16 protein-coding genes are annotated in these 19,745 nt (G+C 57.1%); 1 reads left to right on the top strand and 15 read right to left on the bottom strand.

All coding sequences use genetic code 11. The features are described 5' to 3' along the window. Positions 1-155 precede the first annotated feature (155 nt). The gene (locus tag ACJ8HB_RS18605; protein WP_033649486.1) at positions 156-1,808 is read right to left on the bottom strand and encodes a multidrug ABC transporter permease/ATP-binding protein; all 1,653 of its coding nucleotides are present in this window, start codon (positions 1,806-1,808) and stop codon (positions 156-158) included. Between the two features lie 367 nt (positions 1,809-2,175). Between ACJ8HB_RS18605 and ACJ8HB_RS18600 the strand changes: the two genes are divergently transcribed. Beyond that, positions 2,176-2,727, top strand: a complete 552-nt coding sequence (locus tag ACJ8HB_RS18600; protein WP_033649485.1) for a tyrosine-type DNA invertase — start codon at positions 2,176-2,178, stop codon at positions 2,725-2,727. A 228-nt stretch (positions 2,728-2,955) separates the two neighbouring features. On the opposite strand, the gene ACJ8HB_RS18595 is transcribed toward ACJ8HB_RS18600, so the two are convergent. From ACJ8HB_RS18595 to ACJ8HB_RS18530, 14 genes are all read right to left on the bottom strand, one after another. Then, positions 2,956-3,639 carry a response regulator transcription factor gene (locus tag ACJ8HB_RS18595; RefSeq protein ID WP_047570690.1) on the bottom strand — a complete coding sequence of 228 codons (684 nt, stop codon included), beginning with the start codon at positions 3,637-3,639 and terminating at the stop codon, positions 2,956-2,958. Between the two features lie 45 nt (positions 3,640-3,684). Then, complete coding sequence (locus tag ACJ8HB_RS18590; protein ID WP_033649483.1) at positions 3,685-4,380, bottom strand: response regulator transcription factor; 696 nt, start codon at positions 4,378-4,380, stop codon at positions 3,685-3,687. A 50-nt stretch (positions 4,381-4,430) separates the two neighbouring features. Then, the gene (locus tag ACJ8HB_RS18585; protein WP_033649482.1) at positions 4,431-4,958 is read right to left on the bottom strand and encodes a fimbrial protein; all 528 of its coding nucleotides are present in this window, start codon (positions 4,956-4,958) and stop codon (positions 4,431-4,433) included. Positions 4,959-5,015: 57 nt separating this feature from the next. Continuing rightward, complete coding sequence (locus ACJ8HB_RS18580; protein WP_223479863.1) at positions 5,016-6,074, bottom strand: fimbrial protein; 1,059 nt, start codon at positions 6,072-6,074, stop codon at positions 5,016-5,018. A gap of 10 nt (positions 6,075-6,084) precedes the next feature. Next, positions 6,085-8,634, bottom strand: a complete 2,550-nt coding sequence (locus ACJ8HB_RS18575) for a fimbria/pilus outer membrane usher protein (protein ID WP_094860053.1) — start codon at positions 8,632-8,634, stop codon at positions 6,085-6,087. A gap of 105 nt (positions 8,635-8,739) precedes the next feature. Further along, positions 8,740-9,417, bottom strand: coding sequence for a fimbrial biogenesis chaperone (locus ACJ8HB_RS18570; protein ID WP_033635793.1), 678 nt, complete (start codon positions 9,415-9,417; stop codon positions 8,740-8,742). Positions 9,418-9,514: 97 nt separating this feature from the next. Continuing rightward, positions 9,515-10,036, bottom strand: a complete 522-nt coding sequence (locus ACJ8HB_RS18565; protein ID WP_047570688.1) for a fimbrial protein — start codon at positions 10,034-10,036, stop codon at positions 9,515-9,517. 481 nt (positions 10,037-10,517) lie between these two features. Continuing rightward, a complete protein-coding gene (locus ACJ8HB_RS18560; protein WP_033635795.1) occupies positions 10,518-11,066 on the bottom strand; it encodes a tyrosine-type DNA invertase in 549 nt (182 codons plus the stop codon). 553 nt (positions 11,067-11,619) lie between these two features. Further along, complete coding sequence (locus tag ACJ8HB_RS18555; protein ID WP_033649480.1) at positions 11,620-11,862, bottom strand: acyl carrier protein; 243 nt, start codon at positions 11,860-11,862, stop codon at positions 11,620-11,622. An 11-nt stretch (positions 11,863-11,873) separates the two neighbouring features. Further along, a complete protein-coding gene (locus ACJ8HB_RS18550; protein WP_033649479.1) occupies positions 11,874-13,127 on the bottom strand; it encodes a beta-ketoacyl-[acyl-carrier-protein] synthase family protein in 1,254 nt (417 codons plus the stop codon). Positions 13,128-13,129: 2 nt separating this feature from the next. Further along, positions 13,130-14,509, bottom strand: coding sequence for an efflux transporter outer membrane subunit (locus ACJ8HB_RS18545; RefSeq protein WP_047570685.1), 1,380 nt, complete (start codon positions 14,507-14,509; stop codon positions 13,130-13,132). Next, entirely contained in the window at positions 14,506-16,458 is a 1,953-nt protein-coding gene (locus tag ACJ8HB_RS18540; RefSeq protein ID WP_047570683.1) for an ABC transporter permease, read from the bottom strand. Before ACJ8HB_RS18540 ends, ACJ8HB_RS18545 begins: the two co-directional genes overlap by 4 nt. Then, the gene (locus ACJ8HB_RS18535; protein WP_047570682.1) at positions 16,448-17,575 is read right to left on the bottom strand and encodes an efflux RND transporter periplasmic adaptor subunit; all 1,128 of its coding nucleotides are present in this window, start codon (positions 17,573-17,575) and stop codon (positions 16,448-16,450) included. The genes ACJ8HB_RS18540 and ACJ8HB_RS18535 overlap by 11 nt, the downstream gene beginning before the upstream one ends. Before the next feature lie 40 nt (positions 17,576-17,615). After that, positions 17,616-19,739 (bottom strand): peptidase domain-containing ABC transporter, encoded by a 2,124-nt coding sequence (locus ACJ8HB_RS18530; RefSeq protein WP_094860050.1) that lies wholly within the window; start codon positions 19,737-19,739, stop codon positions 17,616-17,618. Between the last annotated feature and the right edge of the window lie 6 nt (positions 19,740-19,745).

Here is a 19,745-nt window from a genome sequence, read left to right as displayed (position 1 = left end):
CCACTGGTAAATAATTCAACTATCAATTATTTGACTGGCCGTAAGCCAAATCGGCAACAGGCAGCGCTGGAGACGGGGGAGAAAATGAAGCGATGTACTGGGATCATGCGGAGAGAAGCACCGGCCCGTTTTGGTCTCGCTCGGGCCGGCGTGAGTTAACCGATTCTGCTGACGGAATCCCGGCTGGCGTGTTCACGTTCGCTGCCGGTCAGCTCACGTAAATGGCCTGAGCGCATCTCAAGCAACCGATCGGCGTGTTCGAAATAGTGATCGTCATGGCTGATGGCAAACACCGTTTTGCCCATCGCGCGCAGCTCCGGCAATAGTTCACGATAGAAAGTGCGCCGAAATTGCGGATCCTGATCCGCGGCCCATTCATCCAACAGCAAGATATCGCGCTGTTCCGCCACCGCCAGCAGCAAAGCCAGACGTTTGCGTTGCCCCTGCGACAGTTGCGGATTGGTCACCCTGGTGCCGTCAAACTGCAGTTTGCTTTTCATATTCAACCGCTCGAGCCAGATGGCGACCAGATCCGCATCGGGTTCACCGCCTTCCGGCCCTTGCAAGCGATCGAACTGATGAAAATCGGTGAAAATCGCCGAAAACAGCCGCCGGTAGTCCGGCATATCCGCTGCGCTCTGTGCGACGCCATCCAGAACGATATGGCCGCTCACCGGCCGGTACAACCCGGTCAACAACATCGCCAGCGTTGACTTGCCGCTGCCGTTGCCGCCGATCAGAAAGACCAGCTCACCACGCCGCAGCGTCAGATTGAGCGGCCCGACGGCAAAACCGGGCTGCTGTTCGGTATCTGCATAGTGAAAAACCACGTCGCGCAGCTCCAGCGTCTGCCAGGGGCGACCAACGGCGGCAGGAAACGCCGGTTGATACTCGGCCAGGCGCAGCGTCTTCAGCTTGTTAAAGGCCACTTCGGCGCTGACCAACGTCGGAAACGCTCCGACCGCTTGCAGTAATGGCGTGCGCAAAAACAGCAGCGTCAGTGAATAGGTGGCGGCCACCGCCGAGTCCGCCCATCCCAGACTGTTGGCCATAAAGAACACCAGCCCAATCGCGCCCAACATCATGATGTTTGACCAGTTGAGCGCGCTCAAATGGAAGGTATCGGCGCGAATGATGTGGTGGCGATAAGCTTGCGCATCGGGCTGATAGGCCTGTTCGTACAGCGCCTGCGCCCGCTTGCGGTTCAACGTCAGTTCCTTGCGGCCGTCAATCACCGATTCATAACGATGATAGAGACGTTCTTCCGACTCACGCAAACTGGCCATATGACGATAAACCCGTGATACCAGGCAGCCGCTGCCCACGACGGTCACCGCCACCCAGACTGCCGTGACCGCCAGCATTTTCGGCGATAGCCACCCCAGATAGGCCGCTGCCCCCAGGGTTAAAATCACCCCTTGTACCAGTTCAGGCAGGCGCACGAAGGCGACGGTGATATTGCGGATATCGCTGGACAGGCTGGCCAACAATGAGGCGCTGCCCAATTGTTCGAGGCGTTCAATATCGGTATCCAAAATGCGCTTCACTAACTGCCCACGCAGGCGATAGACGAAGTAATGGCCCAATGTCGTCAGCGCCAATTGCGAACCCAAGGTGACCGCTATCAACAATGCCAACAGGGCGAGAAACACCGGCAGCACGGCCAAGGCATCGCCGCCGGCATCCATCAGGTATTGATTGATAAAAGCAATGATACCGATACCTAAGCCGGCGCTGGCCATGGTCAACGCCATGACAGCCAGAAATGGCCAACGATACTGGTGATAAACCACCCGTAGCAGTTCCATGAAAAAACCTCTGAAGTCGCGATCTGGCAGGCATTGTAAGCGGCGTGAGAATGAGATCAAGACGAATTCTCAACACAGTTTATCAAGCAGCGTTCTGAGAGAGGCGGTATCCCCGTGGTCATCTGACGGTGGCAAAATTTCCATACGGCTCTTACAGGACGCTCAATATTCGCTGATTAAATAGCTTCCCGAAATAAATTAAATAAACATATATGAATCAAAAAGCCATTCACTTGAAAAATAAAACAATAAAAACCCATGCATTCACAAATGAAATTATTTATTTTCTTTGCCGCCTATTATGTTCCAATGCTTTAATAAAACATCATAATAGAAATCGCCAACATCTAAGACGCAGGAAGGGAAAATGAAAAAAAGGAAATTTCTTAGTCAGGTTGAAATTGAGCAATTGATTGCCGCTGTGAATGAAGGAAAAAATAGCATTCGAGATCGTTGTTTACTATTAATGTGCTTTATTCACGGCTTGCGGGTTAGCGAACTGCGTGCATTGCGCCTTCAGGATATTGACCTTACCTCCAATAGGATCCATATATCCCGGTTAAAAAACGGGTTTTCCGTTCAGCACCCCATTCAACCGCGAGAACGGCAGGCGCTGTTAAACTGGCTGGCCCAACGGGCGAACTATCCTGACGCTGAAGCGCCATGGCTATTCCTGTCGCGCCACGGCGGGCAGATATCACGTCAGCAGCTCTATCGGTTGATGAGAATGTATGGCGAGATGGCCGGCATTAGCGTTCAGGTCCATCCTCACATGTTGCGACATTCCTGCGGTTACGCCCTTGCGGATAAAGGGATCGATACGCGTTTGATTCAGGATTATTTAGGGCACAAAAATATCCAGAATACGGTGATTTACACCGCGACCAACGTAGAGCGATTCCGCACGATCAACATTTAACCTCACGACGAGAATAATTACGCAGCCCCGTCCTCCGTTAAACAACACATCGAGTGCAATGCAATATTCAGATGGGAGAGGCAGCCCGGCACGTCATCAACGGCTTACTCAGCAATATTTTAACGCCGAGCTGCTTTTCATGCATCAGCGCCAGGGATAGGCCACGCTGGGTAAGCTTTTAACGGCAAGCCTGCCGATAAATCATAGCCCATACCGTTTCATTAAAGGTTAGGTGCCTTTTGACCATTTCCCCCCCAATTGCCGCGCAATATTGCCGTGCAGAGAAAACAGTTCGCTGTCATTCTTCACCTGCAGTTTACGCATGGCGCTGCATTTATGCGCGCTGATCGTCTTGATGCTGCGCCGTTGCAACTCGGCGATTTGCCGCAGGCTCATTCCGTTGAACAAAAAGGCCAAGACGTCGCTCTCACAGCGGGTCAACTTTCGCGTTGCCGCCTCCTCTCCGCTAACGGAGGGCGCCAGAAAAGCGCCTATCTGCGGGCTCAACACGCGTTCCCCAAGCAGCGCGCGATTAAAAAACTCCGCCACCAGCGGCAAAGCGTCATCTCTGGCTACGATGCTGATATTGGGCTGGTTCAACAGACGCCCCACCTCTTCTGCATTCTGGCAACGGGTATAGACGATCACCCGCAATTCGGGCAACTGCGTGCACAAGGCAAGCAACGTTTCCCTGCCCTGAGCGACCGTTTCATCTTCACCATCCATCTCGCTAATCAGCACGTCAGCCTGCTGATAGACCACGCTATCCGCCACCGCGCGGACGCTGGTTTCCTTTACGACGACTTTTGCCTGGGTTGGCAGCGTTTTTAAAAAACTCGCCAACCCCTCCAGCGTTAATGGGCATCTGTCCATTAATGCTATGTTCAGCGGCTGCTGACGCCATGAATGCATAATCTGCTCCTATGCTTGCTTACCCCAGAGGCATCGCACGCTTGCCTAGCGAACAAAAGACGAACCTTGCGCAGCCATCCATTTCCCCTGAAGATACAATTCCCCATCGCTGTGAAATCCCAACTTCAACATCGCATTGCGTTTATGCGTGCTGACGGTGCGAATATCACGGCACATCGTTAACGCCACGCTGGTCACGCTTTTGCCGGAAAACAACTGGGTCAGCACATCCAGTTCCTTCGCCGTCAGAGGCTTGTCGGCTGTCGCCTCATGCAATTGACGCTGACGCACCCGATGGCTGAAACTGCTGCAGCCCGCCAAGACCTGTTGGACGCAATGAGTCAACGCAATGGCCGGCTCTTGCTTCAACATCAGGCCGCGGATGCCGGATGCGATCAGTTGCCGCAGCAGCCTGGGCTCATCCAATGCCGTACAAATAATTATCGCGGTGTCCGGCGAGCTTTCACGCACATCGGCAATCAGCCTGAAGCCGTCCAATACCAATTCTGATTTGCCGCACAAATCCATCACCAGTAAACGATGCGTGTGCTGAGTGAATAAGGCTCTCAGCGCCACCAGGTTCGTCACCTGTCGAACGTTGTCGGGCTGTAGACCGCAGGACTCAATCAATCGGTTTCTCATCCCCAACGCCGTGAGGGGGCAAGGTTCCATGATAGCCACGGCCCCCGTCGCAGCATTGCCGGCCGCCAAGGTTGTTCCATAGGGATAATTAATATTCATATCATCACCTTAAATCTGTCGTTAACCTTCCATCTAGGGCAGCCCTTTGTCTACTGATAGACGAAAGTGACCTGCAGAGCCCCTTCTATCGAACCGGGCGTTGAACCGCCATTGACGCTGAATGCCCGCGCCCGCAAATTGAATTTGGCTTCATTCGTCGCCCGATTAACTAACTGGGCCATACTCTTGCCATTGCCCAGGTTTGCCCCCTGGCTATTTTGCAATTCAATTTGCACTCGGCGAGAACTGCCGGTGCTTTTGTACAAGCTGGCACCTTCATCCGCAGCCGTTCCGCTGAAGGTCGCGACGACCGACGTGGTGGTGCTTGGGCAGTTTTTTAGCGTCAAAGGGAACTCCACCCACGGGCTAAAGGCACCGGAGGTCGCCAGTACAGCGGCAGAAATATCGTCCCCCAGATTGACCGAAACCGTGCCGTTCGCGCCGTCGATTTCGCAGGGTGCCGCTTTGATGTTGCCGGTAATCACTATTTTTGATACGGCATGCGCCGACGGCATCGCCAGGAGAAACAGGCCCGCCAGCGCCAATTTGCAGCCAATACCGCTAAAAACCTTCCCCATAATCTGCTCCTTCTCGTTTAACGCCGGGCCCCCGGCGTGCTACCGTTGAAAAATCCGTTATTGAATTTCTGCCTGAATGGTCGCCGTTGCATTGAACTGCCCCACGGCAGGAGGTCGGCCGGTGGTGTTGATCGGATATACGCTGATCCGTGAGCTGCCACTCTGGTTGGGATATTGGAAGTTATCGATCGGCAAGCGCCCGCTCTGAGGCCGAATAACATTGCCCTGCATATCCTTAATCATCACGCCAATGTCGCGATTGCTGGTCTTCAGAGCCTCGGGCATGCTGCCGTCCGCCTCACCGCGAAATGACAGGCTGACCTTGACGCCGGCGGAAATATTGCGGCAAGCCAGCGTCAGCGTTCTCTCTTCTGGCGTGACGCCGGACGCCATCGCCCCCTTGGTTTGAATATTCGACGTCAAGATATCGCCAAAATCGATCGTGACCGTTTGCGGACTGATTTCACAGCTCTGCGGCACGGTGACGGTGCCGCTCATGGAGATAGTGGAGACCGGCACATCGCTTTTCACCCCGCTCACCACGGAGACGTAGGTGTCTACCAGGCGGGTGCTGGGGATTGTGGTCACGCCAACGAAAGGGCGGCGGAAATACAGATGAATTCGCCCGCGAGCACCGCTGTTGTAGGGCGTGCTGGCACAGGATTCGTCATCACCATCCATATCGGTCTTAAAGTTAGACTCATTGGTGAACGGTGCGGCAATAAACGCGTTGCGATACCCCGCAACGAAAACTTCGCTGGCCACGCCCAGGTATTCATTCAACGCGTAATACGTTAACCCCCCGCTGCTGAATACCGGCTCGCTCAGCAGCATTTTGGCGGTGACATAAGACGCCGTACGCGTCTGACATTCGCACTTCACCCGATAAGAACCGGGCAAATTCCAGTTGCCGCCGTCAGCATTCTTAATAATCCGCCCCACCACGTTTTGCGACGGGTCGGTTAAAACCGGGGAAAAAAGGAATGAAAACCCATGGGTCCCCGAAATAGGAACACACTGCCCGAAAGCCGCCTGCACCTGTGGTGCGCCCAACGTTGCGCACGCCAATAGCCCACCGACGATGATCCCTCGTTGAATCGATATTCCTGTCGCCATCATATGCACCTTATAAACACTGCCCGTTAACGAGGCGAATCCCACCGCTCTCGGGCTGATTAGCCAATTGATAGTTGGCCTGACATTGCTGAGCCGCGTCATTGCCCCACTTAACCCGCAACCGCCCGCTATCCGGCAGGCCAGCCAGATAAACCTGGCCGCCATCACCGACGATGGCTGCATTGTCAGAGGGGCTGTTGAGAGTGCTGACGGTGGCGCCGAACGGCACCGGAGCGCCGCTGCGCGTCAGCAAGGTCAGCAACACGCGGGCACCGACGTCCGGATTAAAGCGGGCGCGCACCACGGCGCCGCGAGTTGGGATCACCGTTTGGCTACTCAGCGTCATGTCGACGTCCTCTGCGAAAGATTCACCGTCCAATCCGACGATATTGCGCCGGTAAGGCGTCAGGTAAGGCACAACCGCATAGCCGCGCCAGTCGGTGCTGACTCCGGTCTGGTTCAGGACATTCACCCCTGAAGCACCAGGCGCCTGCACCAACGCCACCGTATCGCCCAGCGGTTGGGAAAGCGTGATGCCGTTTTGGTGCACCAGAACGCCGCCCTGCACGCCGTAGTTCACCTGCCGGCGATGGCGATCGTAGCCGTACCCCAGGTTCAACTCGGCGAGAGAGCCTTTATAATCCGCCTGAATATTGCCGTTCGCCCCCACATCCCTGCCGGTATAGCCCTGGCTGATGCTGTAGTTCAGGTTGTTTCCTGGCAACGCCGTACCGCTCAACCCAAGGTTGTTGCTGGTGGCACCATTGCGACTGGCGTTCATACTGTAGGTGGCGTAGCTGCCCGGCAGCCATTTGCTGAGCGGTACGCTGACGTTGAAAGCCACGATATGGTCACGAATGCTGCTGCGATTGCCGTTACTGTCGTAACCGTTCTGGTTGAACGTGTAATTCAGCCCGTAACTGACCGCTTCCCAGCCGTTGTTGTAGCTGAGGCTGACAGACTGCGAACGGCGATTGTTATCCCAGTAGTCTTCGTTAAACAGGCTGAGCGACAGCGTTCCTCCCCGCTCCCACAGGCTTTGGCTCATCGTCAGCTCGGCGCGGCTCTTCTTGTGATCGCTATAGACGGCGCTGTTGCCGCCATAGCTCTCCAGCGCCTCCTGCAGGCTATAAAAGCCGCGCGTGGAGTAGCGGTAACTGGCCAAACTAAAGTTGGTGCCGGTTTCAATGAAGTTTTTACCGTAACGCAGACGCCATGATTGCCCCTGTTCCTTCGGCCGGGTTTCCTGCTTGGTCCAGGCTTGGGTGACATCGGCAGACAGCGCGCCTACCGCCCCCATGTTCTGCCCCCATCCCAGCGCCAAAGACTGATATTTACTGGCCGCCTGCACGCCGCCATACAACGTGGCCCCCCAAGGCAAACCGTAGATCCCGGTTGCCTGGCTGAACGGGCGTTCATCAACGCCGCCGCTGTATGACCGGTATTTCCCGCTGGTCAGGCTGTATTTAAACCGCCCTTCGCGCTGCAATACCGGCACCACGGCGTACGGCACCACAAAATGCTGCTCCTGGCCGTCTGCCTCACGCACGTTTACATTCAGGTCGCCGCTGCCACCCGTGGGATACAGATCGGAAATTTCAAACGCCCCCGGCGGCACATAGCTTTGATAAATCACGTAGCCGTTTTGCCGGATTATGATTTGCGCATTCGTGCGTGCGATCCCGCGCACTACCGGCGAGTACCCTTTCATGCTGTCCGGCAGGATATCGTCCTCAGAGGCCAACTGCCCGCCGCGGAACTGCACGCTATCGAACACATCGCTGGATGTTGTGCTGTCACCCAGGGTCAGGCGGCTTTGCAACGCAACGATATCGCGCTGCAGGTAGGTATTGATTGAGCGCCAGGAAGAAGAGCCACCGGAGTAATGATTCCAGATCGAATAGTTACGCAGGCGCCAGGCGCCCCAGTTGATGCCCGAGCGCAGATTGAGGTAATAGTTATTGTTGTTTTGCCGTTCGCTGGCGCGCATCTGGCTATTGGCGCCGCTGAAATTGTAATTGACCAACAGCGCCGGTATGCCGGAATCCCATTTATCCGGGGAAACGTAGTCGCGCGCATTCAAGCGCAGTGCCGCCTGCGGGATGCTCAAATTCAGCCTCAACTGATTGAACAGGAATGTCGAAGAGGCTTGTGGAATGGCCTGCGCCAAATTGACGCAACTCTCCCCAGGCACCATCGCCGGAAACATGGCAACCCTCACGCCCAATTCAGCTAATTTTTCAGTGCTGAAACAAGGTTGCAGCGTTTGTTTACCGCCGGCCCCTGGCATAAGCCGGAACTCGACGTCGAGGCTGTCTATCTGTTCGCCGTTCAGGTAAAGATCGACCCGATAGTTCCCGGGCGCCTGGCTACTGTTCTCCTCAAATACGGAGAGATCGGCGCCGCGCAGCGCCGGATTATCGATTTCCAGCAACGCCGGGTTGAAATAATCGCGCGCATAAGCCGTGCCGATCGGGCTCAGCAGCGCCACCTGGCAAGATATCAGGCCGGCAAGAACCGATCGCGCCCCTGGTAAACCAATGCAATTCGGGTTATTCATCCTTTTAACTCCCTGTCCCGATTGGCTCGGCCCGACGAAAAGCCAGGTAAGCCGAACACCTGCTCCAGCGTTATTCCGGAGCAAAAAACACGTACCGCAGCCCGGTTATAATGTGCTGGTGAAGGTCTGGCCGGTGCCGCCATAGTCATTGATGATTTGCCAGCTCAGACCGCCTCCTGCGCCATTCGCCGTCGGCAACGGGAAACTGGCGCTTGCCTGCGGTGCTACCATGGTGTTGCCGGTAATGGCGCGGCCATTCAGCTTCAAATTGAAAAAGGTGAGGTAGTAGGGTGAAGGGTTGGTCACCTGCAGACGATCGCCACTGCGCCGCCACGTCACTTTACCGGCCGCCTCCTCCAGATTGCCGGTGAGCCCCTGCGGGCGGTAAATCAACTTGATACGGGTCTTGATGGCGATTTGCAGGGTATTTTCTTTCTTTTCCACCGAGGGGATCGCCTTCACATTCAGCCAATACAGCGACTCTCTGTCCGTCGGTAAATTGCCGCCCGCACGTACCACGCGCAGCAGGTTATTTTGGCCGCCATCCAAGCGAAATAGCGGCGGTGTAATGATAAAAGGCGCTTTCGCGCTATCGCCTTCTTGCGCATCAACCCAAGATTGGATCAGATAAGGCATCGCATCCGGATTACTGATATTCAGAGCAGACTCTTTTTTGCCGCCGTCGTAGATCAGGCGCGTTCCCCCCACTACTACACCGGCCCGTACCGGAGTCCAAAGCGTCATCAGCAACGCCGCCGTCAGCACAAAGTATCCCGCTTTCATTCTCTTTTTTCCCGTTTCCATCACCGATGAATAAGAGCCAGAGAACACGCTCTCTGGCTCATTTTTCTAACTGTTCCGCCGCCGTAACGGCATGGCCTTACTGATAAACGATGGTGAAGTTGGCCGTAGCGTTGGCGCTACCGACGGAAACGTTGTCATAAGCGAAATAGCGCGCAACAAAGCCCAGAACGTTGTCTTTGTTCTCTGCCAGGGTATAGACGCGGGAATCGTTGCCGATATTTAACACGTTGCTGCCGTCGTCCAGCAGTTGCACGCCAATGCCGCCCGCGACCCCGGCGGTGCCGGCGCCGGTCAGTTGCAGCAACCCGGACTGCCCCTGCACCTGAGTGCCGTCAAAACGCACGGTGGCGCCGGTGACGGTGGCCGGGCAATTTTTCAGCACCAGATTGAACGCCTTGGCGCCGGCAGTTTTAGACAGGGTGAACGCTTCTTTGGCGATCTTGCCCAGAGCGACCTGCTTGTTTTTGGAATCCGCATCGACGGTGCAAGACTGATCGGTGATGGTGCCAGTAATATTCAGCGCGCCGTCGGCGGCAAATGCAGAAGTGGTAAATGCGGACGCGGTCAATATAGCTACAGCCAACAGATTCTTTTTCATCCTACTTTCCTTAAAATTATGCAAAATGTGCATGGGTTTATTTCCGACATATCCTTAATGTCATTCCTTTTATTTAGTTCCATGAATGGGAAACGTCTTAAGCCAAGTTGATTGATGGATTCTGGCTTATTCACCCAAACGATTCATTTTGAACTAAAGTGACTCCTTTGGATTTTTAAACCAATAAACAGACATTTGTCGGAATTTAAAACCAACCAATTGATGAATAACTGATAAATCAGACTAAAAAACCGAGGTGATAACGCAGTGATTTAAACTCGTGGGGTTTTGAGTAGGATTTTACTTAGATTTCCAGGGATGACACGGCATGCACAAAAAACACAACGCATTGTTTTTAAATAATATTTATCTTTATCCTGGAAAGAAGGCATGGGAATATTGACATTGTTTTTACGCGTCCTTACAGTATGTTTCAGTTTAGTTCAAAGTGACTCCTTAACGTTATTAACTTAAATCACACTTACCAAATTTCCTTGAAGCGCTGCGCATTGCTGGCGGTATAAATCACCGTATTCTGGATATTTCGGTGCCCGAGGTAATCCTGAATTAAACGGGTGTCGACACCGCGATCCGCCAATGCAAATCCGCAGCCATGCCGCAGCATGTGCGGGTGCGCATTGACCTCCAATTTAGCCACCTTGCTGTAATGGCGAATCAACCCGTAAATACGTTGACGCGACAGGCGGCCGCCGCGATTGGAAAGAAACAGCCACTCCTGATCGGCCCAGCGGTGCCGCTGACGTTTATCCAACCAGCGCCGCAAACATTGTCTTTCGCGCAGATAAAGCGGATGCACGGTGGAAAAACCATTTTTCAACCGATGCACATAGATATTACCGCCTTCCAGATCGATATCCGACAAACGCCATCCCCCTATTTCACTGGCGCGGCACCCATGAATAAAACACATATAAATCAAACAATAATCGCGTTCTGGATTCTTTCCATGCAGCGTGACCTCAAGCAGTCTCTCCACTTCAGAAGGCGTCAGATGTTTACGATTAGACATACAACCTCATTACTTTGATAGGAAAAATGTGGCTGTCATTTTCCTTTTACATCACCACAATGGACACTCAGGGCAGCCCCTGACATATGGATAGGTTCCTGCATCCAGCGCGGAGTATAGCGGATTTGCCGAATGCGAACAGCGCGACAACCGTTATTCTCGCGGCCATCAATCGCCCCTAAGAATCGCTATCGTGAATAATCTGCGCAGCATTCCGGCCGTATCATAAATAATGAGGCCGCACTGCCCCTATTTTCTTTAGCTTGCATTATCACTTACAAGCGCGATGTAGAGTGAGATTGATAAATTAACCGGCAAAACAAAGAATATTCCTAAAAAACATCGCCACATAATTAACACTCATCATTCATAACACCGCCAAAGATTGAATAAAAAAACGCCATCTCTGGCCATATTAACCTGACGGATAAGCATTAATATTTATGGATATCGATAACTGAGTGAAGCAGGATGCGAAAAGAATGAAATGGACGTTACGACAGACGAAAAACCCAGGCCAGACCCTAGCAAGCGATCGCCTGGGGGGATGAAATTATTGACGGGTTATCAGGTGGCACAATTCGCCGAGGGTCAATTCAGGATGCTCGATAAGCATTTCCGCAGTGAGCGTAATGCCGAATTCTCGCCGAACCAACAACATCAGCTCCATATAATCCAGGCTGTCCAGCCCAAGCTGCTGTAGCGGCATGTCTGCCGACAGCAACGTTCTCTCCAGCCCTCGGGCTTCATGCAACATGCCGCAAATCGTCTCATATAACCGATGATATTTTTCCATACGTTCTACCGTTATTCATAGTGATTGCCAAATACCAGCGCCGCATTGGCGCCGCCGAAACCGAAACTGAGGCTCATGACATTACGCAGACGACCATGCCGATGTCCTTCGCGAATATAATCGAGATCGCATGCGGGATCGGTTTCGTGCAAATGGCAGGTTGCCGGCATCATTTGCTGCTGTAACGCTTGCAGGCAGACGATCGCCTCAAAGCTGCCGGATGCGCCAAGCAGGTGCCCGGTATAAGATTTCGTGCTGGAAATCGGTGTGCGATAGGCATCGCGCCCCAGCGCCGCCTTGATCGCCTCGGTTTCGTTCACGTCGTTTTGCAACGTAGACGTGCCATGCGCATTGATATAGTCGATTTCATGGCTGCCGAGCCCCGCCTGCTCCAAAGCCCGTCGTAGGGTTTTCACCTTGGCCTGAGGATCCTTCGACGGCGCGGTAAGATCAAAAGCGTCTGAAAAGTTGCCGTATCCTTTGATTTCGCCCAAAATCGTCGCACCGCGCGCTAAAGCCGCTTCCCGTTCCTCAAGGCATAATACGGCGGCCCCTTCCGCCAGGACGAAACCGTTGCGTTCCCGGCTAAACGGGCAACTGGCTTTGGTGATATCCTTTTGCTCCCGGCTCAACAAACGCAACGCATCCATATTCCAGATCGCGCCGTTGCCGCGCAGCGACTCCGAGGCACCGGCCAGCATCATTGAAGCGCGGCCGCAGCGTATCACCTCAAACGCATCGCCAATCGCGATGCCGCCGGTCGCGCAGGCCGCCGCCGGCGAGCCTTGATAGCCCCGTAGCAACCAATGCTGGCCGCATATGGCGGTCGCGATATTCGGCATCGCGTGAAAACAGCCAAACAGCTGCCCCAGCCCGGATTGCAGATAGTCCGCATTGTTTTGCATGATCTCATCCTGGCCGCCCCAGCCGCTGCCGATAATCGCTCCGCACTCCAACGACGAATAAAAGTGCGCGGGCCCCACAAAACTGGATGAAAACGCCATTTCGATCGCCTCCGCGGCGGCGGCAAGCGCCAGTCTGGCGAATCTGGGCAAGCGGCGGCTTACCCGCGCGGCAACGCCCTCCAGCGGCGGTTCGGCCTCCAGCAAAGCAAAAAAGCGCGCGTGGATCCCCGCCGCCGATTTATCGTGATAACGATAGGCCAGACGGCTGGCCATGATAGCCTGCCAGCTTTGCTGCGCATTGCCCCCCAGCGCGGTGACGGCACCGTAACCGGTAACCACTACGCGTCTTGTTTTCTCCATGCTTATTCTCCTTGCCCGGATGCGAAAGCCTCGTTGCCGCCCAGCGCCAGCCAGAGTTGCATCGTGGCGTTCAGATAGCGGAATTGCAGTGCCGACAGCGAATTCTCGCTGGCCAACACCGCCTCTTGCGCATCCAGCAGCGTTTGCAGCGCAACGGAACCAGCCTGGTATTGATGTCGCGCCAACGCCACGGCTTGTCGGCTCATCGCCAGATGCCACCGCTGATTGCCGATTTGCCGCTGTGCTTCCAGGCGTTGTCGCATGGCGTTGTCCACATCGGCCAGCGCACGGTAGACCGCATCGCGAAATTGAATCTCCGCCCGCTGCGCCTGCAACGCCGCTTTGTCGCTGGACAAGCGCATCTTGCGCCATTCGATAAACGGCAGCGTCAACGTGGCGCCCAGCGAGCGAGAAGGTTCACTGAACCACTGGCGGAAAAGTCCGCTGCCGGCATCCAACCCGGCCACCAGGCTCAGCGCCGGATAAAAACTCAATCTTGCCGCCTCGGCACCGGCCAGCGCCGCTCTCAGACGGCGTTCTGCCGCCTGAACATCCGGCCGGCGCGCAATCACCCACGCCGGCTGACGCTGCGCGACAGCCACCTCTTCAAGCGGCAACGAACGCCGTTCGCTATAGCGCAGCAGCGGCGATCGCCCGAACAACAGTGCCAACGAGTTACGCGCATCTTCCCGCTGCCGCTCCAGCTCATGCAGCTGATTCTCTCGCGCCAACAAGCTTTGCTCCGCCTGCAACAGCTCGAATCGGCCAACGTCGCCGGCGGTGTGACGTGCCGCCACCAGCCGCAAAGTTTCACGCGCGATCGCCAGCGCCTGTTGCTGATGGAGGACTTGCTGATTCAAGTCGGCAATCTGCCAGTACCCGCGCGCGGTAGCACCGATCAAGGTCAACGCGGTATTGCGCCGGTCCAACTCCGAGGCGACGGCCAGCCATTCGGCCTGTTCGCGAATGCGCGCCAGCTTGCCCCATAAATCCAGTTCATAGCTCAGAGAAAGCCCTGCACGGTAGCTTTCCTGCGGCGTAGACGCGCCCCGCAACGCTCGAGTATTGCGGCCGCTCAGGCTGGCGGTGAAATCCGGCGTCAAGTTGCCCTCCGTTAATCCGGCCTCCAACATGGCCTCGCGCCACTGCAATCCGGCCAGCGCCAAATCCTGATTCGCGATCAGCACGCCATCGATCAGCGAGGAGAGTTGCGGATCATTGAAGTTTTCCCACCAGGCGACGCCCGCCCGCAGCGAACCGGAACGCTCATCGACCACGCGCCACTGCGGCGGCAGCGACGGTGGCGCCGTGGCGTCGATCGGCCGCCCTCCGCAGGCGCTCAGCGACAGCATCACCAGCCCGTAAACCCAAAGTCGGCTCATTCTCGCGCCAGCGCCTCCACCGGCTGCAGGCGCGCGGCGGTGCGAGCCGGAAAGAACCCGAACCCGACACCGATCAACGCTGAAAATCCACAGGCCAGGAGCAACGGCGGCCAGGTAAAGATCATCGTCACCTGCGGCGCCAATCCGCTCAGAACCCCTTTGACCAGCGCGGCGCAGGCGATCCCCAACACGCCTCCCAAGCTGCAGATCACCACCGCCTCAATCAAAAACTGCCGCATAATGTCCTTCTCGGCGGCGCCCACCGCCATTCGAATACCGATCTCATGGGTCCGTTCCGTCACCGAGACCAGCATGATGTTCATCACCCCCACACCGCCCACCAGCAGCGAGATGGCGGCAATCGCGGTAATCAACAGTTGCATGGAGCCTGAGGCGCGCTGAATGGATTGCGTCAGCTGATCGTCGGTCAACGTGAAGAAATCACGCCGCCCGTGTTCTACGATCAAACGCCGGGTCGCATCCCGTCCTGCCTCTTCCAGCGTCAGTTTTTCATTCACTCGCATCACAATGGATTCCAGCGGCATATCGCCGGCGATGCGGCCGGTCAGGGAGGTATGGGGCAGCCAGGCAAGCGGTTGAGAGCCGGCGTATTGAGCGCCGCGGCGCTGCGCGACGCCGATCACCCGATAAGGCACGCCCGCGATCAGCACTACCGCGCCTATAGGGTCTTGCCGGGAAGCAAACAGCGCCTGTTTCAGCAAGGGATCAATCACCGCTACCGGTGCGCGCTCACTCAGATCCTGCGCGGTAAACAGGCCGCCGGAAAGCAGGCGAATGCCCTGCGTGCGGAAATACCCTTCGCCGACGCCCATCACGGCAAGCGGCACCTGTTTGCCTTCGCGAACGGCCAGCAGTTGGGTGCCGATCACCGGCGAAACGCTGTCGACGTAAGGCAGCGCCGCCAATAATGCGGCATCCCGCTCGCTCAGCGAGCGCGCAAGGTCGGGCCGCGGTTTCTCCCACCCGAGGCCTGGGCGAATCTCCAGCGTGCTGGTGCCAAGCTGGCTGATTTCCTTGAGAATATTACGCCGCGTGCCTTCTCCGATGGCGATGGCGGAGACCACCGCCGCAATGCCGATAATGATGCCGAGCATCGATAGCAGTGCCCGGACCCGGTGCCCCAGCAATGCCCGCCAGGCCATGCCGACGGCCTCTTTCAACGCCGCGCCCGGCGCCATGCGTTTCAGCGGCGCCGCCAGCGGTCGTTCGAACGTAGAAAGATGTCGGGAGGCTTCATGGCGACGATCCGCCACGATCTCGCCGTCGCCGATCTCAATGATCCGCCGCGCCTGTTCGGCGATCCGCCGATCGTGTGTCACGATGACGACGGTATGCCCGATAGCGTTCAGCTCGTGCAAAATGGTCATCAACGCCTGACCGCTGGCGCTATCCAGCGCACCTGTCGGTTCGTCGGCCAAAATAATTTCCGCGCCGTTCATCAGGGCGCGAGCAATACTGACCCGCTGCTGTTGCCCACCGGAAAGCTGCGCCGGACGATGACCGCCGCGCTGCGCCAACCCGAGCCGGGCCAGCAAATGCGCTGCCCGCAGGCGGCGTTCGGCGGCCGGCATGGCGGTATACAACGCCGGGATCGCCACATTCTCACCGGCGGTCAGATAGGGCATCAGGTGATAGCGCTGGAAGATAAAGCCGATATGCCGGCTGCGAAGCTGCGCCAGGCGATCGGCGTCGGCTTGCCCAATAGCCACCCCGTTGATGTGCACGTCGCCCTGAGAAGGTTTGTCCAGACAGCCGATGATGTTCATCAACGTCGATTTCCCGGAACCGGAGGCGCCGACGATAGCGACCATTTCCCCCCGTTGAATGCTCAGGGAAATGCGCTTGAGGACCGCAATTTTCTGCTCCCCCGCCTGAAACTCGCGCGAGACGTTATCCAACGCAATGATGGGAGCGGTGTTAACTGACATCAGCGCCCTCCTCCACATCAGGCTGTTGCTCCAGCAGCACCTGCTCTCCTGCGTTCAGCCCTTCCAACACTTCGGCATAGCGGCGATCGCGGGTACCGATACGCACGCGGCGCACCACCGTTTGCCCGCCTTCCAGCACCTTGACCTGATAGCCTCCTTCATCCAATGCCGCGCCCAGCGCAGCCATCGGTACCCGCACCACCCCCTGTGCGCGTTCGGTCATGATGAATACCTGCGCCGTCATCGAGGTGCGCAATCGACGCTCACCGTTGGCGACGGCAAACACGCCGTTGTAATACACCGCCGCCGTTTGCTGGCTTGAATTCCTGCCCAGCGGGTCGGTTTCCAGCGCCTCCGCCGGCGCCTGCTGTATCGCGCCCATCGCTCCCTCATAGCGGCGGCTGGGATCGGCGGCGACGTAAAACCACAGCGGCTGCCCCGTCTTCACCTGCAAGATGTCATTTTCCGATATGCGGGTGTGCACCATCATGGTATCCACGTCTGCCATCACCAAAATGGTCGGCGCGCTTTGCGACGAGACGATGGTTTGCCCTTCCTGGGTGACAATGCCCAGCACCTCGCCGTCGATAGGGGCGGTAATACGGGTAAAAGCCAGATTGGCCCTGGCGGTTTCCTGCGCCACTTCGGCCTGGACGATCTGCGACTCGTTCACTTTCAACTGCGCCAGTTGCGCGTCGTGCTGCGCCTGCGCTTTTTCCAAATCGCTGGCCACGCCGGCGCGGTCTCGCGCCAGCGCTCTTTGCCGCTTCAGCTCCAGCTGGTACTGCTTCAGCTGTGCCTGGCTCGCCAGTTTCTGCGCCTGCGCGCTGCGTAATTCAGCCTGTGACTTGCGCAGCTCGTTAAGCTGCAGCGTCGGGTCGATCTCGGCCAACAGCTGCCCCTGGATCACTCTGTCACCCTGTTTGACATACAGTTTTTTCAACTGCCCGTTGACCTGCGCGCCCACGTTCACCTGCCTAAGCGGTTTCAGAATCCCGGTCGCCAACACGCTTTTTTCGATGTCCCCGCGCTCGACGCGCGCCGTTTGCGGTGGTTGCGTGTCAGGGGGCCGATTCTGCAACGACAGCCCGCCAAGCAACGCTGCCAAAACGACCATCGCCAACGCCACTCGCCGCCAGCGTCTCTTTCCGGGCACCTCACTCCACCTCTGCACAATCATTCATCCTGGCGTCGTCGGTGGATTCAGGCACCAGCCGCCCCTGCGACATGCGCAAGACCCGATCGAATAGCGGCAACAGCCGCGGATTATGGGTGACCGTCACCAGGGTTTTACGGTTTTCACGGCAATGCGCCACCAGAGCCGACATCACCGCCGCCGCAGTCTTTTCATCCAGATTCGCCGTCGGTTCGTCCAGCACCAACACCGGGCAACGGCTGTACATGGCGCGCGCCAGCAACAGACGCTGCCGCTGCCCCAGCGACAGCCCGGCATGGCTCTCCCGCACCAGGGCGTTCACGCCCCCCGGCAGCTGCGCCACCGCGTCCGCCAGCCCCAAACTGCGCAACGCCTGTTCCACCTGCCGTTGCTGGCCCGGCGCCGACGGCGCGAACAGCGTGATGTTCTGCAACACCGAGGCGTTGAACAGAATGTCCTCCTGGCTTTGCAGGAAGAACAGCCGCTGCGCGGCGGCACTTGCCAGTACGCGCCCATCCAGCGTCAGCTCCCCCTGCTGCGGCGTCAGCAGGCAGGCGAGCACCTTCAGCAACGTGCTCTTGCCCGCGCCGGAACCGCCGCAAATGGCGATGCACTCACCACGCTCCAGCGTCAGCGACAAATCGCGCAACACCGGTTGACCAGCGTCGTAAGCGAAGGCCAGCCCCCGATACGCCAACCGCGCGTCAAAATGGCTCACGCTTTCGTCCGCAGACTGGGCCCGAGCGGATACCGCAGGAAACAGATCCCGCGCGCGTTCATCGATGACGTGCAGCTGGTTTTTCTGCAAAACGGCAAAAAAGATCTTGCTGCTGTACGAAGTAAAGATTTCGCGCAGAAAGCTGTAGGCGAAGAATGCCCCCAGACTGAGCTCGCCCTCCTTGAGCAGCGGCAACGCCAGCAGCATGAACAACACCATCTCCAGACTGCCGATCAGCTGGTAAATGCTGCCTTTTATCTGTTCATAGATCTTTTGCTGCTGCAGGCAATTGAACAGCGAGCGGGCATGTTCGGCGAACCCTTCCTGCCGCTGGCCGGCCAGGCCGGCTGATTTGATGGTCGAAAACCCCTGGATGGTTTCCAGGATGAAGTCATTTTGCACCGCGCCTCGCACCTGCAGCTGCTGGGTGTAATGCCGATCGCGGTAGATGGCCCATACGCTGACCGCCCCCATCAGCAACACGCCGACAACCGGCACCAGCGCCAGCATCGGGCTCAGGTAGCACATCACCGCCAGCGCGATAGCGCCGATGATCCAGTCGGTGCGCAGGCCGTTGTCCAGTTCGATTTTCTGGCCGGCGGCCATCTGCCAGCTGGTGAAACGGCTGAAGATCTCGCCGGGGGCGCGCTTGCTGAAGAAATTGAGTGAGTTTTCCAGCAGGCGAGAAAAACCGGCGGCGCCGTGCAACAACACGAAATTTTTGATGAAGCGTTCGGTGAGGGTGCGCGCAATCAGCGCCAACGCCGTGGACGCCACAAACGCCAGCAGATAATAGGCGTAGGGGAACGCGACCTCGCCGGCCATGGCGAACACCTGATTGATCGCGCTGGCGACCATCATCGGCATGATGAACAGCGTCAGTGAGATAAAAAACGTCATCGCCGCCAGGCGATAGATGCCGGCGATGCCGGCGGTATCCTTCAGGCTTAAGCTGGCGAAAGCGCTGCGGCGGTGGCTGCGCCGGGCCGGGACGGTGGCTGGCAAATCATCGCGATCCAGCACCAACGCATAACCGCTGATTTCCGCTTTCAGGGCGGCATACGGCAGCAGCTGCTGCCCCAACGCCGGGTTCATTACGCACACGTACCCCCCCTGGCGATACGCCAATAACACATAGTGGCCCGCGCCGTAATGCAAAATGGCCGGTAACGGCAGCGCCGCCAGATCCCGGTGCTCGAACGCCACCGGATAAGCCGGTAGCGCCAGCTCTCCCAAAATGGCGCACAGCGTCGCCAGCGAAGTGCCGTGCTGCGAAGCGGGATAACGCTCCCGCAGCTCCGTCAACGGTGCGCGAATGCCCTGAGTTTCCGCCAGCATGGCGATGCAGGCCAGCCCGCACTCATTGATTTCACTCTGCAAGACCGGCGTAGGAAGGGTGTTTTCCATACGTTG

It is taken from the genome of Serratia sp. CY27727 (assembly GCF_052169275.1).
Classification (GTDB): domain Bacteria; phylum Pseudomonadota; class Gammaproteobacteria; order Enterobacterales; family Enterobacteriaceae; genus Serratia; species Serratia sarumanii.
The sequence above is the reverse complement of the archived record's forward strand: the minus strand, read 5'-3'. Positions and strand labels throughout refer to the sequence as shown.